The 17,013-nt window shown below is 70.2% G+C and carries 18 protein-coding genes and 1 pseudogene; 8 read left to right on the top strand and 11 right to left on the bottom strand.

Annotated features, from left to right (window positions below):
- Positions 1 to 38 precede the first annotated feature (38 nt).
- The 5 genes from QSK18_RS03630 to QSK18_RS03610 all read right to left on the bottom strand — a co-directional run bounded on the left by QSK18_RS03630 (position 39) and on the right by QSK18_RS03610 (position 5,256).
- Complete coding sequence (locus QSK18_RS03630) at positions 39 to 443, bottom strand: allophanate hydrolase-related protein (protein WP_232808473.1); 405 nt, start codon at positions 441 to 443, stop codon at positions 39 to 41.
- Complete coding sequence (locus tag QSK18_RS03625; protein WP_232808472.1) at positions 440 to 1,270, bottom strand: IclR family transcriptional regulator; 831 nt, start codon at positions 1,268 to 1,270, stop codon at positions 440 to 442. The genes QSK18_RS03630 and QSK18_RS03625 overlap by 4 nt, the downstream gene beginning before the upstream one ends.
- A gap of 103 nt (positions 1,271 to 1,373) precedes the next feature.
- The gene (locus QSK18_RS03620; RefSeq protein WP_232808471.1) at positions 1,374 to 2,411 is read right to left on the bottom strand and encodes a TerC/Alx family metal homeostasis membrane protein; all 1,038 of its coding nucleotides are present in this window, start codon (positions 2,409 to 2,411) and stop codon (positions 1,374 to 1,376) included.
- Between the two features lie 406 nt (positions 2,412 to 2,817).
- A complete protein-coding gene (locus QSK18_RS03615) occupies positions 2,818 to 4,338 on the bottom strand; it encodes a nitronate monooxygenase (RefSeq protein WP_285616558.1) in 1,521 nt (506 codons plus the stop codon).
- A 246-nt stretch (positions 4,339 to 4,584) separates the two neighbouring features.
- Positions 4,585 to 5,256 (bottom strand): LuxR C-terminal-related transcriptional regulator, encoded by a 672-nt coding sequence (locus QSK18_RS03610; protein ID WP_232808469.1) that lies wholly within the window; start codon positions 5,254 to 5,256, stop codon positions 4,585 to 4,587.
- 260 nt (positions 5,257 to 5,516) lie between these two features.
- Between QSK18_RS03610 and QSK18_RS03605 the strand changes: the two genes are divergently transcribed.
- Positions 5,517 to 6,044 (top strand): hypothetical protein, encoded by a 528-nt coding sequence (locus tag QSK18_RS03605; protein WP_285616557.1) that lies wholly within the window; start codon positions 5,517 to 5,519, stop codon positions 6,042 to 6,044.
- A gap of 3 nt (positions 6,045 to 6,047) precedes the next feature.
- Here QSK18_RS03605 and QSK18_RS03600 read toward each other — a convergent pair whose 3' ends face one another.
- Positions 6,048 to 7,646 carry a phytoene desaturase family protein gene (locus QSK18_RS03600; RefSeq protein ID WP_232808467.1) on the bottom strand — a complete coding sequence of 533 codons (1,599 nt, stop codon included), beginning with the start codon at positions 7,644 to 7,646 and terminating at the stop codon, positions 6,048 to 6,050.
- A gap of 489 nt (positions 7,647 to 8,135) precedes the next feature.
- Complete coding sequence (locus tag QSK18_RS03595) at positions 8,136 to 9,041, bottom strand: SDR family oxidoreductase (RefSeq protein ID WP_232808466.1); 906 nt, start codon at positions 9,039 to 9,041, stop codon at positions 8,136 to 8,138.
- A 176-nt stretch (positions 9,042 to 9,217) separates the two neighbouring features.
- On the opposite strand from QSK18_RS03595, the gene QSK18_RS03590 reads away from it, so the two are divergent.
- From QSK18_RS03590 to QSK18_RS03580, 3 genes are all read left to right on the top strand, one after another.
- A complete protein-coding gene (locus QSK18_RS03590) occupies positions 9,218 to 9,817 on the top strand; it encodes a TetR/AcrR family transcriptional regulator (protein WP_285616556.1) in 600 nt (199 codons plus the stop codon).
- Positions 9,818 to 9,960: 143 nt separating this feature from the next.
- Positions 9,961 to 10,995, top strand: coding sequence for an iron-containing redox enzyme family protein (locus QSK18_RS03585; RefSeq protein ID WP_285616555.1), 1,035 nt, complete (start codon positions 9,961 to 9,963; stop codon positions 10,993 to 10,995).
- Positions 10,992 to 11,225 (top strand): CDGSH iron-sulfur domain-containing protein, encoded by a 234-nt coding sequence (locus QSK18_RS03580; protein ID WP_285616554.1) that lies wholly within the window; start codon positions 10,992 to 10,994, stop codon positions 11,223 to 11,225. Before QSK18_RS03585 ends, QSK18_RS03580 begins: the two co-directional genes overlap by 4 nt.
- 3 nt (positions 11,226 to 11,228) lie before the next feature.
- Here QSK18_RS03580 and QSK18_RS03575 read toward each other — a convergent pair whose 3' ends face one another.
- Complete coding sequence (locus QSK18_RS03575) at positions 11,229 to 12,296, bottom strand: LysR family transcriptional regulator (RefSeq protein ID WP_285616553.1); 1,068 nt, start codon at positions 12,294 to 12,296, stop codon at positions 11,229 to 11,231.
- A gap of 121 nt (positions 12,297 to 12,417) precedes the next feature.
- On the opposite strand from QSK18_RS03575, the gene QSK18_RS03570 reads away from it, so the two are divergent.
- Together QSK18_RS03570 and QSK18_RS03565 are read left to right on the top strand one after the other, a co-directional pair.
- Positions 12,418 to 13,119: an aspartate/glutamate racemase family protein gene (locus QSK18_RS03570; protein ID WP_232808461.1), complete on the top strand. Its 702-nt coding sequence runs from the start codon at positions 12,418 to 12,420 to the stop codon at positions 13,117 to 13,119.
- A 58-nt stretch (positions 13,120 to 13,177) separates the two neighbouring features.
- On the top strand, positions 13,178 to 13,861 hold the full coding sequence (locus QSK18_RS03565; protein WP_232808460.1) for an ArsR/SmtB family transcription factor: 684 nt from the start codon (positions 13,178 to 13,180) through the stop codon (positions 13,859 to 13,861).
- Here the strand turns inward: QSK18_RS03565 and QSK18_RS03560 are convergent.
- The gene (locus QSK18_RS03560) at positions 13,819 to 14,697 is read right to left on the bottom strand and encodes a CE1 family esterase (protein ID WP_232808459.1); all 879 of its coding nucleotides are present in this window, start codon (positions 14,695 to 14,697) and stop codon (positions 13,819 to 13,821) included. The genes QSK18_RS03565 and QSK18_RS03560 overlap by 43 nt on opposite strands.
- A gap of 56 nt (positions 14,698 to 14,753) precedes the next feature.
- Here QSK18_RS03560 and QSK18_RS03555 point away from each other — a divergent pair.
- A pseudogene (locus tag QSK18_RS03555) lies at positions 14,754 to 14,939 on the top strand (MerR family transcriptional regulator); the annotation flags it as partial.
- Between the two features lie 130 nt (positions 14,940 to 15,069).
- On the opposite strand, the gene QSK18_RS03550 reads toward QSK18_RS03555, so the two are convergent.
- Positions 15,070 to 15,912, bottom strand: a complete 843-nt coding sequence (locus tag QSK18_RS03550) for a helix-turn-helix transcriptional regulator (protein ID WP_232808458.1) — start codon at positions 15,910 to 15,912, stop codon at positions 15,070 to 15,072.
- Between the two features lie 102 nt (positions 15,913 to 16,014).
- On the opposite strand from QSK18_RS03550, the gene QSK18_RS03545 reads away from it, so the two are divergent.
- Positions 16,015 to 16,695: an SDR family NAD(P)-dependent oxidoreductase gene (locus tag QSK18_RS03545; RefSeq protein WP_285616552.1), complete on the top strand. Its 681-nt coding sequence runs from the start codon at positions 16,015 to 16,017 to the stop codon at positions 16,693 to 16,695.
- A 78-nt stretch (positions 16,696 to 16,773) separates the two neighbouring features.
- Here QSK18_RS03545 and QSK18_RS03540 read toward each other — a convergent pair whose 3' ends face one another.
- Positions 16,774 to 16,977 carry a hypothetical protein gene (locus QSK18_RS03540; RefSeq protein ID WP_232808456.1) on the bottom strand — a complete coding sequence of 68 codons (204 nt, stop codon included), beginning with the start codon at positions 16,975 to 16,977 and terminating at the stop codon, positions 16,774 to 16,776.
- Positions 16,978 to 17,013 lie beyond the last annotated feature (36 nt).

Below are 17,013 nucleotides of genomic sequence, written 5' to 3'. Positions count from 1 at the left end.
ACCTGTGCATGAAGGGGCCCGGTCCGGGCCGGCTCAGTTCAGCGGGCGCCGAACGGCAGGCCCTTGGCCTGCAGGTGAGCCCGCCAGCCGCCCACCGCGCTGATGTCCTCGACATCGGAGCGGTGCAGCGCCTCGGCCCGCATCCGCATGGCCAGCGAGCCGGAGCCGTCGGCCAGTTCGATGATGCCCAGCTCCAGCTCGGCCGGTTCGCGGGGCAGGAGGCGGTCGGCCAGCATCAGGTAGGGCAGCTCGTAGACCTCGCCGGGCACGGCCGCGCCGCCGCTCTCGACCGGGTGCAGGCCGGGGAACTCGTCGCGCACCGAGAAGAAGCGGTAGCGCGGGGCGGTGTCGAACTCACCCACGAACCGGGCCTCGGCGAAGGCGTCGTTGAACTCCCCGCCGCGCATGCCCTGGCCGTTCACGAACATCCTGATCAAGCTCATACCCAGGCAGTATTCAGCATGATCGGGGAGACCACGCGATCGATCCGGTCACCGGCGTTGCGCAGCGCCTGGATCACCTCGGCCTCCCGCTGCGGGGTCAGCCGGGCGATCGGGATCGAGGCGCTGATCGCGTCGGCCGCGGGCTCGGCGTAGTGCAGCGGCACGGCGAAGCACTTCAGCCCCAGGCTGTTCTCCTGGTTGTCCACCGCGTAACCGCGTTGCCGGGTCTGCTCGAGATCCTCCTCCAGCGCGGCCCGTTCGACGATCGTGTGCGGGGTCAGGGCGTCGAGGGTGTCGGGCAGGTGCTCGTCCCGCTCGTCCTGGTCCCGGTCGCTCAGCAGCGCCTTGCCCAGCGAGGTGCTGTAGGCGGGCAGCCGGCGGCCGATCCGGCTGTAGGGGCGCAGGTACTGGCTGGACTCGCGGGTGGCCAGGTAGACCACGTCCTGGCCGTCCAGGCGGCCGAAGTGGAAGGTCTCGTCGAGCTGCTCGCGCAGTTCGTCGAGCACCGGGGCGACCAGCGGCAGGTACGGGTCGGTGTCCAGGTAGCTGGTGCCGGCCAGGAGTGCGCGGATGCCGATGCCGTACAGGGTGCCGGTGCTGTCGGCCCGCACCCAGCCGTGCTTGGCCAGGGTGCGCAGCAGGGCGTGCAGGCTGCTGCGGGGCACTCCGAGGGCCTCGCTGAGCTCGCGGAGCCGGGCCGGGCGGTTCTGCCGGGCGGCCAGGTGCTCGAGCAGCTCGACCGTGCGGGCGGCGGACTTGACCTCGCGAACGCCGCTGCTCTCCACGGGTTCTGCCGGGCTTCCCGAGTTCGACGACGCTGTGGACACGGGCGCTCCAATCAAGGGGGACGCGGAGGCGTCACCCTAACAGGGCGTCCACATACGAGGACGCCGGTTCAGAGCACTGAACCGGCGTCCTTCGGCGAAGAGATCAGGCGGCCCGGGTGGGCTCGTCGTCCTTGACCTCGATCTCGGCGGCGGCCGCCGCCCGAGCGTCCCGCCGGTTGGCGAGCGTGCTGGTGATGGTCACGGTGATCAGGACGGCCACGATGAAGCCGAGCGACGCCCAGGTCGGCACCACCGGCACCGAGTGGATCGGCTCACCGCCGTTGAGGAACGGCAGCGAGTTCTCGTGGAAGGCCTCCATCACCAGCTTCACGCCGATGAAGGCCAGGATCACCGAGAGGCCGGTGTCCAGGTGGCGCAGCCGGTCCAGCAGGTCGCGGACCACGAAGAACAGCTGCCGCAGCCCCATCAGGGCGAAGGCGTTGGCCGTGACCACCAGGAACGGCTCCTTGGTGAGGCCGAAGATGGCCGGGATCGAGTCGAGCGCGAAGAGCACGTCGGTGACCCCGATCGCGATCATCGTGATCAGCATCGGGGTGGCGATCCAGCGGTGGTTCTGCTTCACGAACGGCCGGCCGCCGTGCCACACCGGGGTGCTGGGGATGACCCGGCCGATGAAGCCGACCACGGCCGGCGGGGCCTCGTCCTCGGCCTCGTGCTCCGGGTCACCGTGCTTGGAACGCAACAGGTTCCAGGCGGTGTAGAGCAGGAACGCCGCGAAGATGAAGAACACCCAGGAGAACTGCGAGATGGCCGCGGCACCGACGGCGATCAGCCCGGCCCGCAGCACCAGGGCCAGCAGGATGCCGATGGTCAGCACCCGCAGCTGCAGGTACTCCGGCACCGAGAACCTGGTCATCAGGACCAGGAAGACGAAGAGGTTGTCGGCACTGAGGCTGTACTCGGTGAGCCAGCCGGCGATGAACTGGCCGCCGTAGCTGGGCCCGAAGCCGATCCAGATCGCGACCCCGAAAGCCAGTGCCACGCCTACGTAGAAGAGCACCCAGCGGGTCGCGTGCTGGATGGTGATGTGCGTCTGACCCCGGTTCGCGACCAGGTCGACGGCTGTGATCCCAAGGACCAGGGCGATGGTGGCGATCCACCAGGCCGCGCTGACGTCCATTCAAGGGCCTCCGGTTTCTTTGCATGCAAAAGGAACCGGAGGTCTCCTCCACCTGGTCGCGAGGAACGCGATCGGGCCGGTGACGCCGGGCACGACCGAACGACGCTGATCGGTCTGGTGTCTGGATGCCGTGTTGACGACGTCACCGCTTAGGGAGTACTCCCCTCCACTACTGGCACAGTGTGCCCCGCCGCTTCCGGCGGGTCCACTACCGGTGAACAACGACACATGCGGTGCGGGGAACTTCCGCGAGCGCCGGACATGTGCCTTGCCTCCACCCACGTCCAAGGGTATTTGTCCCGTTTTTGTTCCCGGCCCGAAAACCAAAGGTGCCGAAACAAAGGACGAGGGCCACCGACGTCCGTACGTCGGTGGCCCTCAGGTGCGTGGTGGGGAAGGAGTGCGGCTACTGGGTGGCCAGAGCCAGGCTCTCCCGCGGGGCCTGAGCCAGCTGCGGGCCGCCGAGCAGGTACTCCAGCGCCTGCGTGGCGTTCCAGCCCTGCGGGTGCCGGCGCAGCAGCTCCTTGGCCGCGGTGAGGTCCGAGCCCAGGGTGAGCAGCGGGTCCTCCTTGATGCCGGAACGCACCTGGGGCATGCCGATCGTGGCCATCAGGCCGTTGCACAGGCACTTGCGGCCGACGGTGTTGTCCAGCTCGCCGCCCTTGCGCACGTAGTCGTCCTCGGGCTCGGAGGGGCACCGGTAGCCGACCTTGCCGGGGGCGCGCTCGAAGGGGGTGCGCAGGTAGGCCAGGTCGCAGATCCGGGTGCGGGCCGCGTAGCCCTCGGGCGTACCGGTGGTGCCGTCGAGCTCGGCGACCTTGAACGGGAAGCCGGTGGGCGAGGCCAGGGCGTCGGTCTTCACTTCCAGGCGGTCCTCGGCCAGCGCCCCGAGCAGCTTGCCGCGGTTCTCCGGGCTGGTGCCGGAGTCGCTGCTGAGCGCGAAGATCGTGCCGACCTGGACACCCGCGGCGCCAAGGGCCTTGGCCTCCTGCACGTGCTCGGGGGTGGCGTAGGCGCCGGCCAGCCAGAACGGGAGGCCGTACTTGGCGATCTTGGTGAGGTCGGCCTCGTCGCGTGCGCCGTAGACCGGCTCGCCGTTCTCGTCGATCTGCACGCGGCCCCGCGGCGGGGTGTTGTGACCGCCGGCCACGTGACCCTCGATCACGAAACCGTCCGGCGTGGTGACCTTTTCCTTGGTGAGGTAGGCGGCCAGCGGGTGCGAGGAGATGATCGCCAGGAACATCGGGCGCTTCAGCGGCGGCAGGGTGCCGGCCGGGACCACGGTGGCCGGGTCGAGCGCGGTGGCATAGGTCTGGGTGGCACCGTCGACGTGGACGTCCATCTCGGTGTACTCGTGCCGGCTGAGCTGGTTGATCAGGCGCGGCAGCTTCGACGGGATACCCGCCCCGACCAGCACGTAGTCGACCCCGGCGAGCATCGAGCCGTACAGCGCGGGCACGATCGCCAGCTGGATCTTCTCCAGGATGTTGATCCCGACCAGGCCGGAGTGCCCCTCCTTGGCCAGCCACACCTCCACGAAGGCGCTGGCCACCATTAGGTCGCGGCTCTTGCTCACCGGGTTCATGGTCAGGTTGGGCACCGGCAGGTAGGCCTGGCCCTCTTCCCGGCCCTCAGGCTTGTAGTAGCGCTCGATGATCCACTCGGCCACGGCGGGCACCGGGAAGTGCTCCAGCGCGCGGCGCATGTGGCCACCGGGGTCGCCGTCCTGCAGGCGGCGCACCACCACGGAGTCCAGTGCGGTGCCGGAGACCACACCGAGCTGACCGGCCATGGCCACCTGCTTGGCCAGGTTCCAGTCGGAGACCGCCGCGCCCATCCCGCCCTGGATGACGGTGGGCAGCGGGGCACCGCCGGCCACGGGGTGCGCAGCCGTGTCGGTGCCGGGCATGGTCTGTCCAGTCTGCACGGGTGGGCCTTCCTGCTGGATCTGGCAACCTACGCTTTCGTAAGTTACGCCTTCGGAAGAGTAACCTACGCGCGCGAAGGTTGTCTGGCTAGAGCAGCTCGTCGGTAGGTCCGGGTCGCGAGGCTCGTGATTGCGCCGTGTTGCCTGCTCAGCAGGGGTTCGGCGGCTGCGGTGCCAGGTAACGAAGAGGTAAAGCTCACAGGCGTTTCAGTACCGCACAACGACTTTCAAGATCATCGTTGCGGCTCAGATGTAGCCGAGCTTGCTGGCCGCGTACACCGCCTCGGCCCGCCTCGACACGGTGAGCTTGCGCATCAGATTGCTGACGTGGAACTTCACCGTGGTCTCGGAGATGTAGAGCCGGCCGCCGATCATGCGGTTCGAGCAGCCCTGGGCCAGCAGGCGCAGCACCTCCACCTCGCGCTCGGTCAGGCGTGGGCGGTGCGGGTCGGGGCCCGGGCTGAGGCTGCGGACCATGGCGGCGGTGCTGCGGGCGTCCAGAGCGCTGTCACCCCGCCCCACCGCCCGGATCGCCCGCACCAGCTCGGTCGTGTCGGCGTCCTGCACCACGTAGCCGCGGGCGCCGTGCTGGATGGCGGCCAGGACCAGCCGGTCGTCCGGCAGGCTGCTCAGCATCAGCACCCCGAGCCCGGGGAAGCGACTGGTCAGGGCCGCGCAGGTGGCCAGGCTCCCGGCGGCCGAGGCTTCCAGCAGCACCACGTCGGGCCGGCCCTGCTCCACCCGGGCCACCACCTCCGCAGGCGAGCCCGCCTCGCCGACCAGGCGCAGATCGTCCTGAAGTTCCAGCACCTCTCGCAGCCCCTGGCGCACCTTCGCCGGATGGCCGGCCAGGACGATCCCGATGGTGGACGAGCTGGGCCGGGTTGGTGACGTCGTCGGCACCGAGGTGGTCCTCATGTCTGGATCCTCCAGATCCGAGAGCTCGGAACAGCGGGGATTCACGGACGCTCGCCGTCAGGGGCCGCGGCTGGCGGCGGAGAACGCCCGGCTCACCGGAAGTTCCGGATCGGGGAGGCAGATCGGGGTCGGCGTCGGACGAGTGTCAGGTGAGCAGCAGGTGAGCACAGCACACACGGCTCCTCCTACGCGACGCCCTCGTCCCTCAAGGACGGTAGGCCGCCCACCGCGCGTTCGTAAAGGTCTCTAGTCTGCCGATCATGACCTATTCCCCGGTTCCCGAACTGAACGCCCTGTGGGACTTCCAGGCGGTGCACGGCTCGGAGAGCTACGCCCAGGGCTTCGGCCTGTACGAGGAGTTCGGCGACCGCGAGGACCTGGCCCCGGGCTGGAGCGACGCCGACGCCTTCCACGCCCGGCTCAAGTCGTTCGCCCGGGCCACCGGCGGCGGCTCGATGTACGCGCTGTGGCAGGCCGACGACGGCTCGTCGCCGGTAGTGGTCTTCGGCGACGAGGGCGGCATCCACGTGGTCGCCACCGACGTCCGTGACCTGTTCCGGATCCTGACCTTCGACGTGGAGCCGATGGTCGACTGGGACGGGGTCAGCTTCTACAAGGACGAGGAGTACGACGAGCCGAGCCCGTCCCACGACGAGTTCGTGGCCTGGCTCGAGACCCAGGGCCTGCAGCCCATCGACGACGCCGACTCCCTGGTCAAGGTCGCCCAGGAGCGCTACGAGCCCTCGTTCCGGGCCTGGATCGACCAGTTCCCCCTCGGCGAGAACTGAGGACTAACCGCCGTAGATCTTGCGCATCGCGGCCTTGCGCACTGCCTTTGTCGGCTTGCCCAGCCGGCCTTCGGCGGCCAGGGCCGAGCGGGCCGCGATCCAGCCGCAGGCGCCGTGCACGCCGCCGCCCGGGTGGGTGGCGGCGCTGGCGATGTAGAGGCCGTCGATCGCGGTCTCGGGGCGGCCCAGGCCGGTGGCGGGGCGGAAGACCAGCTGCTGGTGCAGTTGGGCGGTGCCGCCGTTGATCGCGCCGTGGTGCAGGTTGCCGTCGGCGGCCTCGAGGTCGGAGGGGTGCTGGACGGTGCGGTGGCGCACCCGGTCGCGGAAGCCGGGGGCCATGCCTTCCAGCGTCTCCTCCATCGTCTCGGCGATCTTCCCGGCGTGCGCGTTGTCGTGCCGGTGGCGGGGCAGGTGGGTGTAGGCCCAGACGCTCTCGGTGCCGGCCGGGGAACGGGTCGGGTCGGCCGTGGTCATCTGCCCCAGGAGGGCGAACACCTGCTCGGGCTCGCGGCCCGCGGCCAGGTCGCCGGACCAGCGCGACAGACCCTGCAGATCGGTGCCGTAGTGCACCGTTCCGGCCTGCCGGGCCTGCTCGGCCTTCCACGGGATGCCGCCGTCGACCAGCCAGTTCACCTTCACCGTGGGCAGGTCCCACTCGAAGCGGTTCAGGTCGGCGCGCAGGCGGGCCGGAAGGTGCTCTTCCCCGACGAGATCGTTGAACAGGCGCGGTGCGTCGACATCGGCGAGAACGGCCCGGCGCACCGAGACCTCCCGGCCCGAAGCTGTGCGTACGGCTGTGGCCCGACCGCCGCGCACCACCACGTCGGTGACGTTCTCACCCACGTCGATGCGGGCCCCGGCCGCCCGGGCCCGATTGGCCATCGCCTGGGAGAGCATGCCCGCGCCGCCCTGCGGAACGGGAAAGCCCACGTCCTGGGCGAGCATCACCAGCAGCCAGCCGAACAGGCCGCTGCCGGGGGCTTCCATCGGAACGTCGGCGTGCATCGCGTTGCCGGAGACGAGCAACTTGCCGTGCTCGCCACCGAACCACTCCTGGGTAAGCCGGATCACCGGTGCAGCGGCGATGCGCGCCAATTCCAGCGTGTCGTGCGTGCCGGCGCGCCAGAGGAGCTTGGCGCCCGAGCGCACCGGGGGGAACGGGGTGAAGAGAGCTTCCAGCAGGGGGTCGCGCACCCGCATCCACTGCTGGTGCAGCTTCAGCCAGGACTCGCCGTCCCCAGGGTGGTCGCGGTCGAGCGCAGCGGCGGTCTCGTCGGGGTCGCGGTGGATCACGGCGGCCGTCTCGTCCTCCGGGCCGGCCACGTGTGCGATCACGTTGGGCGCCTGCACCCAGGTCAGGCCGTGCTGCTCCAGCCCCAGGCGCTTGATCACGGGGGAGGCGGCGGCCAGCGGGTAGAAGGCGCTGAACAGGTCGGAGGTGGCCTCGGGGGACTCCGGCCACAGCGAGCCGGAGCGTACGGCGCCGCCCACCTCGTCCTGGGCCTCCAGGACCAGCACGTCCCACCCGGCATCGGCCAAGGCAGAGGCGGCGACCAGGCCGTTCGGGCCCGCTCCGATGACCACGGCGTCGACGGTCTCCACGCTGCTGCACTCCCGTTCTGCCGGCTGCCCGGCCTTGCCCGTGTCCGTGCTGCTTCCGTGTTCATACCAGCAGCCCCTCCGCGGGTGCGCGAGTCAGGGGGGCCGCCCGGTGGTGGGCAGGCCGGGCGCGATGCCCGGGAAACGGGCCGGAATCAGTTCTGCAGCGAGCCAGGAGCGTTACGCCGGTTGTGCGGGCCGGTTCGGGTGCCCGCTTGGCTCCGATTCTCGGCTACATCTTGCAGTCAGGCGTATCCGCAGTGAAAGCTTGTTCCACCCAATGGCGGGGGCGAGCACGGAGGGAACCATGGCTCATCGCGTCAGACACACGGCTCGCCGATTACTTCGTCCGGACGCCTCACCGCCCGCGTCCTGAGTGCCTTCGGGCCGCCGCACCCCGCGACAGTCGCCGGGTCGGCAGGCCCCTCCAGCGCCGTGGTCACGCCTGCGCCTCATCCCTCGTTCGGGGACTGAACCGCACGCGTCCCACTGTTACCTGAGTGCCAGGTACGCACCAATGCCCATGTCGTCCGCGACGATTCGCGTGGCCTGGGCCGCCTTCCGGTGAACTTCCTGCACCGCTGCGAGCTGGGCCGACGGTGCGACCAGCGTCTGCAGCGGCCGCTTCCCCGGCGCAGTCTCGACCAAGGAGGTCAGGGCGTCGCTGACCTGGCTTGCGGTGCCGATGCTTTCGGCGTTCTCGGTGGCCCGCCGGGTCAGGTCGGTGACGAAACCGGTCAGCGCCTCGCTGTACAGCCCGAGCCGTTCCTGGTCGGCGGGCAGGGCAGCGTTCGCGCCGATGTTCGTGGGGTACGAGGCGGGCTCGATGATGACGGATTCGACGCCGTAGGGCGCCAGTTCGTGGTGCCAGGCTTCGGTCAGGGCGCGTAGCGCCGCCTTGCTGGCGGCGTACAGCCCGTTGAACGGTGGGGTCATCCAGGCCGAGAGCGATCCGACCTGGATCAGTACGCCGTGCCCCTGTGCCCGCAGGTGGGGGAGCACGGCGTTGTTCACGCGCAGGGCGCCGAGCGTGTTCACGTCGAACTGTTGCTGCGCCTCGTGGGCGGTGTAGGCCTCCAAGGGCCCGGCGAAGTTGCGGCCTGCGTTGTTCACGACAACGTCGAGCTGCCCAGCGGTTTCGATCAATGTACGGACGGCGGTGGCGACGGAGGCGTCGTCGGTCACGTCGATCTCGAGCACCTTCAGATCGAGGTGCTCCGCCGCGGCCAGCGCGGTGAGCTCGGCGGCGGCCGGGGCGTTGCGGCCGGAAACGTCGCGCAGGCCGGCGAAGACCCGGTGGCCCCGGCGGGCCAGGGTCTCGACAGTCAGTCGCCCGAAGCCGGTGCTGGCCCCGGTGACCAGCACAGTTCGGATTTCGGACGGGGTGGGCTCGGTCATCGTGAAGCTCCTGGAAGGTGTCGCTCAGGTAAGTGGGGTGTGCCCCCACTTCGTCGTGACGAAGATATGGAGGGCCACCCCACTTTGTCAACGACAAGCGGGGCTCCCCTCCACTTCGATGGTTCGTGGCGTAGGATGCGGGTTTCCCGCACACGAGCAGAAGTGAGTGCCGAACCGTGGCCAACCAGGACGTCGTCACCCGGACGGCCACCCCCGGCGGCCGGCCCCGGCGGGCCGACGCCCGCCGCAACTACGACCAGATCGTGGCGGCGGCCGAGGTCGAGATCGCCCGGTCGGGGGCGAATGCCTCGCTCGAAGAGATCGCCCGCAAGGCCGGAGTCGGTTCGGCCACGCTGCACCGGCATTTCCCCAACCGCTGGGCGCTGCTGGATGCGGTTTTCCACGACCGGGTCGAGGTGCTCTGTCGCCAGGCCGACGAGCTGGCCGACGCGGCCGACCCGGGAACGGCCCTGGTGGACTGGCTGCAGGCGGTGGCGGTCTACGGGGCCACCAGCCGCGGCCTGGCCTCGGCCGTGCTCACCGGTATCTCCAGATCGGCCTCGCCGGCCGGGAGCGACTGCGACGTCCTGCTCGGAGAGGCCGCCGAGCGGTTGCTGCAGCGGGCGCAGGCGGCCGGAGCCGTGCGTTCCGAGGTGGCCTCTTGCGATCTCCTGATCCTGGTCAACGCCGTGTCGCTGGCCACCGAGACGCACCCCGACGCAGCCGGTGAGGCGGCCCGGCTGACAGCCCTGGCCCTTACGGGTATCCGGGCCTGAGGGCTTCGATCTGCCCTGATCCGCCCGGTTCGCCGGCTCGGGTGAGGGGGGCGCCTGAAGGTGCGCCGCCTGCGGGGCTGCCAGAGCATGCCTTCATGGACAGCACCGCTCTACCGCTCCGAACTCCTTCTGCTCGCGGTCCTTTGAGCGCGTCCCTGATCGAACTTCTCACCGGCCGGGTCGAGGCGCAGACGGGTCTGCTCGCGGTGCGTGAACACGCCGCCGAGGCGGTCACCGTGGCCGATCCGGTGCATGCCGAAGATTTTCAGCTCGCCCTGACCCTGCTCTACGAACTGCACTACCGCGGCGTCGAGGGGGTGAACGACCGCTGGGAGTGGGATCCGGACCTGCTCGGGGTGCGGGCGGGCCTGGAAGAGGTCTTCGAGCGGGCCGTGCGCGAACGGGTGCACACCATGCTCACCGAGTTCACCGGCGCGGCCCCCGAGACCAGGCCCACGGGCGAACAGGTCGCGCAGACGCTGCTGGCCCTCACCGCCCCCACGTCGGCGCCCGGCCTGTCCACCTACCTGGCCCGCCAGGCCACCGCCGACCAGTACCGCGAACTGCTGGTCACCCGCTCGATCTACCACCTGAAAGAGGCCGACCCGCACACCTTCGCGCTGCCCCGGCTCACCGGAGCCCCGAAGGCCGCGATGGTCGAGGTGCAGTCCGACGAGTACGGCGGCGGGCGGCCCGACTGGATCCACGCAGACCTGTTCGCCCGGACGATGCGGGCCCTCGGCCTGGATGCCCGCTACGGCCACTACCTCGACCAGGTGCCCGCGGTGATCCTGGCCGGGGTCAACGCGATGTCGCTGTTCGGCCTGCACCGCCGCCTGCGCGGGGCCGTGGCCGGCCACCTGGCCGCCTTCGAGATGACCTCGACCACCCCGAACCGCCGCTACGCCCAGGGTCTTCGCCGCCTGGGCTTCGGCGAGGCCGCCACCCTCTACTTCGACGAGCACGTCGAGGCCGACGCGGTGCACGAGCAGATCGCGCTGCGCGAGCTGGTCGGCGCCCTGATCGAGCAGCAGCCCGAGCTGGCCGCCGACGTCCTCTTCGGCGCGGCCACCGCCCTGGTGCTCGACGAGGAGGCGAGCGGCCATCTGCTGAGCAACTGGAAGGCCGGCCGCAGCGCCCTGCGCGAGCAGGCCCGAGTCAAGGTGAGCGCAGCGTGAAGGCGGCCGAGCCGGTGGTCCTGCCCGAGGCGGTGACCAGCACCGGCCCCGAGGTCCGGGTCACCGACTGCCCCGACGGCCCCCTCCTGGTCCGCGGCGCCCTCACCGTGCGCGGCGCCGACGGCCAGGACACCCCGGTCCGCCGCCGCTGCATCGCCCTCTGCCGCTGCAACGCCTCCGCCCTGTTCCCCTACTGCGACGGCAGCCACCGAGCCCTCAAGCGCGGCTGAACCTCAGACCGTGGCGAGGCGCAGCTGTTCCAGCACCGCCTCGACCGCGGGCACCCCGTGGCTGCTGGGGGCCAGTACCGCGGACACGGTTCGCGACGGGTAGCCTTCCAGGGGAAGGACTTTGACGGCCGGGTTCAGGCTGGCCCGCAGGGCCATGCCGGGCAGGGCGGCCACGGCGATGCCGGCGGCGACCAGGGCCTGCACCACCACGTAGTCGTCGGTGCTGTGCCGGATGTCGGGGGTGAAGCCGGCCTTGACCGCTTCGCGCACCAGGTGTTTGCGGCAGGAGACGCAGCCGGCGATCCAGCGTTGCCCGGCCAGGTCGCCCATGCTCACCGAATCGCGCCCGGCCAGGGGGTGGCCCGGCCCGAGCACGGCGCGCAGCGGGTCGTTCAGCAGGGTCACCGCCTCGAGTGGGCCGCGCTCGAAATCTTCTCCCGGGTAGTCGAACACGATCGCCAGGTCGCACTGGCCCTCGGCCAGCAGGACCAGGGCCTCGGGCGGCTCCACCTGGGTGAGGCGCACGTCGAGGCCGGGGTGCTCGGCGCTCAGGTTGGCCAGGGCGGTGGAGACCAGAGTGGCGCTGGCAGAGGGGAAGGCGGCGATGCGGACCCGGCCGGTGCGGCGGCGGGCCAGGTCGGCCAGGGCTTCGCCGGCCGCCTCGAGCCGGGCGTCGATGGCGTCGGCGTGGCGCAGCAGGAGCTGGCCCGGGTCGGTCAGCGCGATGCCGCGCCCGACCCGGGTGATCAGGGCCAGGCCGAGGTCCTTCTCCAGCTTGCGGATGTGCTGGCTGACGGCCGGCTGGGTCCAGCCGAGCTCGCGGGCGGCGGCGGCCATCGAGCCGGAGTGCGCCACCTCGCGGAACACCAGCAGGCGCCGCGGGTCGAGCTTGGCGGTGGTGCTGCCCTCGCCCAGCACCGAGCGTTCCGGCACCTCTTCGTCGGCCTGCTCGGACGCCGGGTGCTCGGCCTCGTGCCGCTGCACCGGTTCGCCGGACTCCCGCGCCTGCTCCAGGACGTGCCGGTGAGTCGCGAGCTCTTCGTCGTCGCCCATTCCCGCCATGTCGACCATTCACCCACATCCGGCTCGGAAACCAAAGCTGAGCTTGGGGATGGCTCCGACCAAGACGTTCTTGTCCCAGGTTCCGTGGTGGGTGACCGTAGAAGGACAGCCACAGCCTCGGGAGGTCCACATGTTGACGATCGGTTTGCTCGGCGGAATGAGCTGGCAGTCGACGGTGGAGTACTACCGGATCGCCAACGAGCTGGTCGCCGCTCGCCTCGGGGGGCTGCACTCGGCCCGGCTGGTGATGTCCTCGGTGGACTTCGCCGAGATCGGTCAGCTGCAGCGTTCGGGTCAGTGGGACGTGGCCGGTCAGGTGCTCGCCCAGGAGGCCCGCAATCTGCAGGCGGCCGGCGCCGACATGGTGCTGATCTGCACGAACACCATGCACAAGGTGGCCGACCAGGTGGCCGCCGCGATCACCGTGCCGCTGGTGCACCTGGCCGACACCACGGCCGCCGCGGTCCGCGCCGAAGGTGTGCGCAAGGTTGCCCTGCTGGGCACCGCCTTCACCATGGAGCAGGACTTCTACCGCGACCGCCTGGCCTCGCACGGCCTGGAGGTGCTGGTGCCCCCGGCCGAGGACCGGGAGCTCGTGCACCGGGTGATCTTCGAGGAGCTGTGCGTCGGCGTCGTGCGCGACGAGTCCCGCCAGGCCTACCGCGAAATCATCACCCGTCTGGTCGAACAGGGCGCCGAGGGCGTGATCCTCGGCTGCACCGAGATCGAGCTGCTGATCTCGCCCGACGACTGCCCGGTGCCCTCGTTCCCCACCACCCGCCTGCACATCGGGGCCGCCGTCGACCGGGCCCTCGAGCTGACCTCCGTCTAGGACCTGGACCCGCCCACGCTTCGCCCACCAGCGAAATGTGGGCGGGTTACCGTCAGACATGCAGATCGCTGACGTGAACGTGGCCGCCGCAGCCCGGCTGCTGGCCGATGCGTCCCGGGCGGCCATGCTGACGCTGCTGCTGGACGGGCGTGCGCATCCGGCGGGGGCGCTGGCCGAGGCTGCGGGCATCGGGCGCCCGGCGGCCAGTGCTCATCTGAAGCAGCTGGTCGCGGCCGGCTATCTGGAAGTGGTTCAGCAGGGCCGTCACCGGTACTACCGGATCAGTCGGCCGGAGGTGGCCACGGCGGTGGAGTCCTTGGCCGCGATCGCTCCGGGCCGGCCGGTGCGCAGCCTGCGGCAGAGCACCGCGGCCCGGCGACTGGCCGAGGCTCGTACCTGCTACGACCATCTCGCGGGCCGCGCCGGTGTGGCTCTGCGGGATGCGTTGCTGGAGCACCAGTTGCTCGACGGGCTCAGCGTGACCTCCCGAGGAGAAATGGCCCTCGCGGCAATGGAAATCGATGTGAGCGCCTTGGGGCGCCAACGACGTCCATTGTTGAAGGACTGCCTCGACTGGACCGAGCGCCGCCCGCACCTGGCCGGGGCGCTGGCTGCCGCGTTGTTGTCCGCGTTCACCGACCGCGGATGGCTGAACTGCCGGCCCGGGCGTCGGGTGGAGATCGCCGACTGGGCCAATATTCAGCTCTGGCTGGGCTGTTCGTCCGGTTGCCACTCGATCTGAGGGGCCTCGAGAAGTTCCGAGATCAGGTCGGCAGCGGTGCGGTCCCGGTTGCTCCGGCCGACGAAGGGCTTGTCCTTGGAGCCCGGCACGGTGTGCCCGCCGCCGTGAATGCGATAGAGCACAACTAAAGGACGTTTGTCCTGGCGATACTCGGAACGTTCCAGATAGGTGGTGGTTTCGCGGGCGGGCAGGCGGGTGACGGCCGGTTCGGTGGAGATGCCGTTGCGCTCGGCGAAGTAGGCCGCGGTCTGAGGCATCGACAGGCTGCTCCCGCCCACCCTGAACAGCTTCTGCTTCCACCACGTCATGGATCCCCCGTCGAAGGGGACGATAGGGTCGGCGGTGCCGTGAGCGAGCAACACGGGTAGCGCGACGACTGGTTCCGTGGGGGCCAGAAAGCTCTCCGGCACCGGCATGGTACTGGCGAAAATGGCTGCCCCGGCGAGAAGGCCGGGTGCCTCGTGAATCAGGCGCATCACCATCTGCCCGCCGTTGGAGTAGCCGGCCGCGAACACCCGGCGCTCGTCGATACCGTGACTGGCGGCTAGTTTCCGGACGACCGCACGGGTGAAGGCAATGTCATCAATGCTGTTCTTACGTGCTGGGAAACGACTTTCACGGCGGGCGTCGTTCCAGTTGCCCTTGAAGCCGTCCAGATACGCCACCACGGCCGTGCCGTCCTCGGCCAGCCGGTCGTAGGAGTGATCGGTGAACTTCTGGTGGGTACGGCCGTTCTGCGTACTGCCGTGAAAGACCAGAAGCAGGTTCCGGGCCGATGTGCCGACCGTGGTGAAGGTCCGGGTCCGTCCGCCGGCCTCGACTGTTTGCTGCGACATGTTTGAACGCTAAACTTTGACATCGTGTCAAGGTCAAGGCTGGAGGCCGACCGCCGGTGAGGATCAGCGAGCTGAGCCGCCGGACCGGGGTGAGCGCCCGGTCCCTGCGCTACTACGAGCAGCAGGGCCTGTTCGCGGCCGAGCGCCTGCCCAACGGCTACCGCGACTACGGTGACGATGCGGTGGCCACGGTGCTCACCATCCGGTCGCTGATGGATCTGGGCTTCCCGATGGATCTGGTGCGCACCGTGCTGCCCTGCACCGGGGGCGACACCGACCAGGACGTCTGCGGCAACGTGGTGGAGCAGGTCACCCGCATCCGCGACGAGATGGCCGAGCGGGTCGCCCAGATGGCGCAGACCCGCGACGCCCTCACGCAGTACCTCCGGGAAGAAGCTCCTGCAGCCCCACCACCCGCAGCAGTTGCAGCCGCTGCTCGTCCTCGGAGCCGGGTTCGGCGGTCATCACCACCATCAGCAGTCCGTTCGGCCCCTCGCTGAGGGTGTCGCAGTCCATGGCGATGTCACCGACCCGGGTGTGCACCGTCTTGTGGCTGGTGCGCAGCTCGGCGACCGGTGCCTCGGCCCAGCGCCGGGCGAAGTCGGGAGAGGCCCTGACCAGCCGGGAGACCAGGTGCGGGATCTCCGGGTCGGCCGGGTAGCGGCCCTGGGCCGAGCGCAGATGCCCGACCAGGTCGGAGGCGAACTCCTCCTCGGCCGCCGGGGAGTGCGTCACCGGCATCGGATCCTCGGCGAAGTAGCGCCAGACCATGTTGCGCTGCAGCCGGCTGCGGCTCGAGGGGTCTCCGAACAGGGCGGCCCACAGGGGGTTCCAGAGCACCAGCTCGTAGGCGGCGGTGTGCACGCCGACCGGGAACTCGCTCAGCCGGTCGACCATCCGCTGCACCGTGGGGCTGACGTGCCGCGGCACCGTGCCGCCGCCGGGCTGGGCCGCCCCACCGACCCGGAACAGGTGCTCGCGTTCGTTGTCGTCCAGGCGCAGCGCGCGGGCCAGGGCGGTGAGCATCTGCGGGGAGGGGTTGCGGGCGCGCCCCTGCTCCAGACGCACGATGTAGTCCACGCTCACCCCCGCGAGCAGGGCCAGCTCTTCTCGGCGCAGACCGGGGGTGCGGCGGTTCAGCCCGGGAGCCAGCCCGGCCTGTTCGGGGGTGACCCGGTCCCGCCAGGCCCGCAGTACCTGGGCGAACTCATCCATCCAGCCATCATGCTCCCGCGCCGGGCGCAGTGGGTGGTACCGGTGGACCCACTGACGAGAGATGCCTGGTGAGGTGCTCACCGACGTCCCAAGTTGGAAGACATGACCACCACCCTGGTGACCGGGGCCAACAAGAGCCTCGGTCTCGAAACCACCCGCCGCCTCCTGGAGGCCGGACACACCGTCTACGCCGGGATGCGCAACCTCGACAACGGCGAGGCGGCTCGCGAACTGGGCGCCGTACCCGTGCAGCTCGATGTCACCGATCAGGCGAGCATCACCCGGGCCCTGGCGTCCCTCCCCGAGCTGGACGTCCTGGTCAACAACGCCGGCGTGCTGGGTACGTCGTTCAGCACCGACGACCTCGACGCCGACGCCATGCAGCAGGTGTTCGACACCAACGTGCTCGGCATCGTCCGTGTCACCCAGGCGGCCCTACCCCTGCTGCGCCGTTCCCCCTCCGCCGTGATCGTGAACGTGGCCTCCGGCGTGGGCTGGCCGCGCTACCTGCTCGACCCCAAGGCCGACGAGTTCCACGTCACCGGTGTGCCCTACGCCAGCTCCAAGGCCGCTGTGATCGCCTTGACCGTGCAGTACGCCAAGAGCCTGCCCGGGATGCGGGTCAACGTCTCCGACCCCGGTTACACGGCCACGGAGTTCAACGGGTTCAGCGGGCACCAGAGCATCACCGAAGGTACCGATGCGACGGTCGCGCTGGCGTTGATCGGGCCGGACGGGCCCACGGGGGAGTTCCACAGCCGACACGGCCGGATCGATTACTAGGTCTGCAAAACGAAGGAGACCGGGGGTGCGCCCGTGCGGCGCGCCTCCGGTCTCCGGTTCTTTCCCTCGGGGAACGCATCAGTCGTCATGGCGGCCGGCCTTCCCTCGGGCCAGCCGACGGCTGCGTTCGGCCCGGCGGTTGCGGCGGGCGCCGTCACCGTTCGCGGCCGCAGCAATACGGTTCAGCTCCAGGCGGTGCTGCAGTTCGTCTGCGCTCAGGGCCCGGCGGGCGACGAGTTCGCCGTCCGTCCAGGTCTTGCTGAGCGTGATCCCTTTCTTCATACCTATGTTGATAGACCGGCGGGCGAGGGATTGTCA

The organism is Kineosporia sp. NBRC 101677 (assembly GCF_030269265.1).
In the GTDB taxonomy this organism is placed as follows: domain Bacteria; phylum Actinomycetota; class Actinomycetes; order Actinomycetales; family Kineosporiaceae; genus Kineosporia; species Kineosporia rhizophila.
This window is presented reverse-complemented; position numbering and strand designations above follow the sequence as displayed.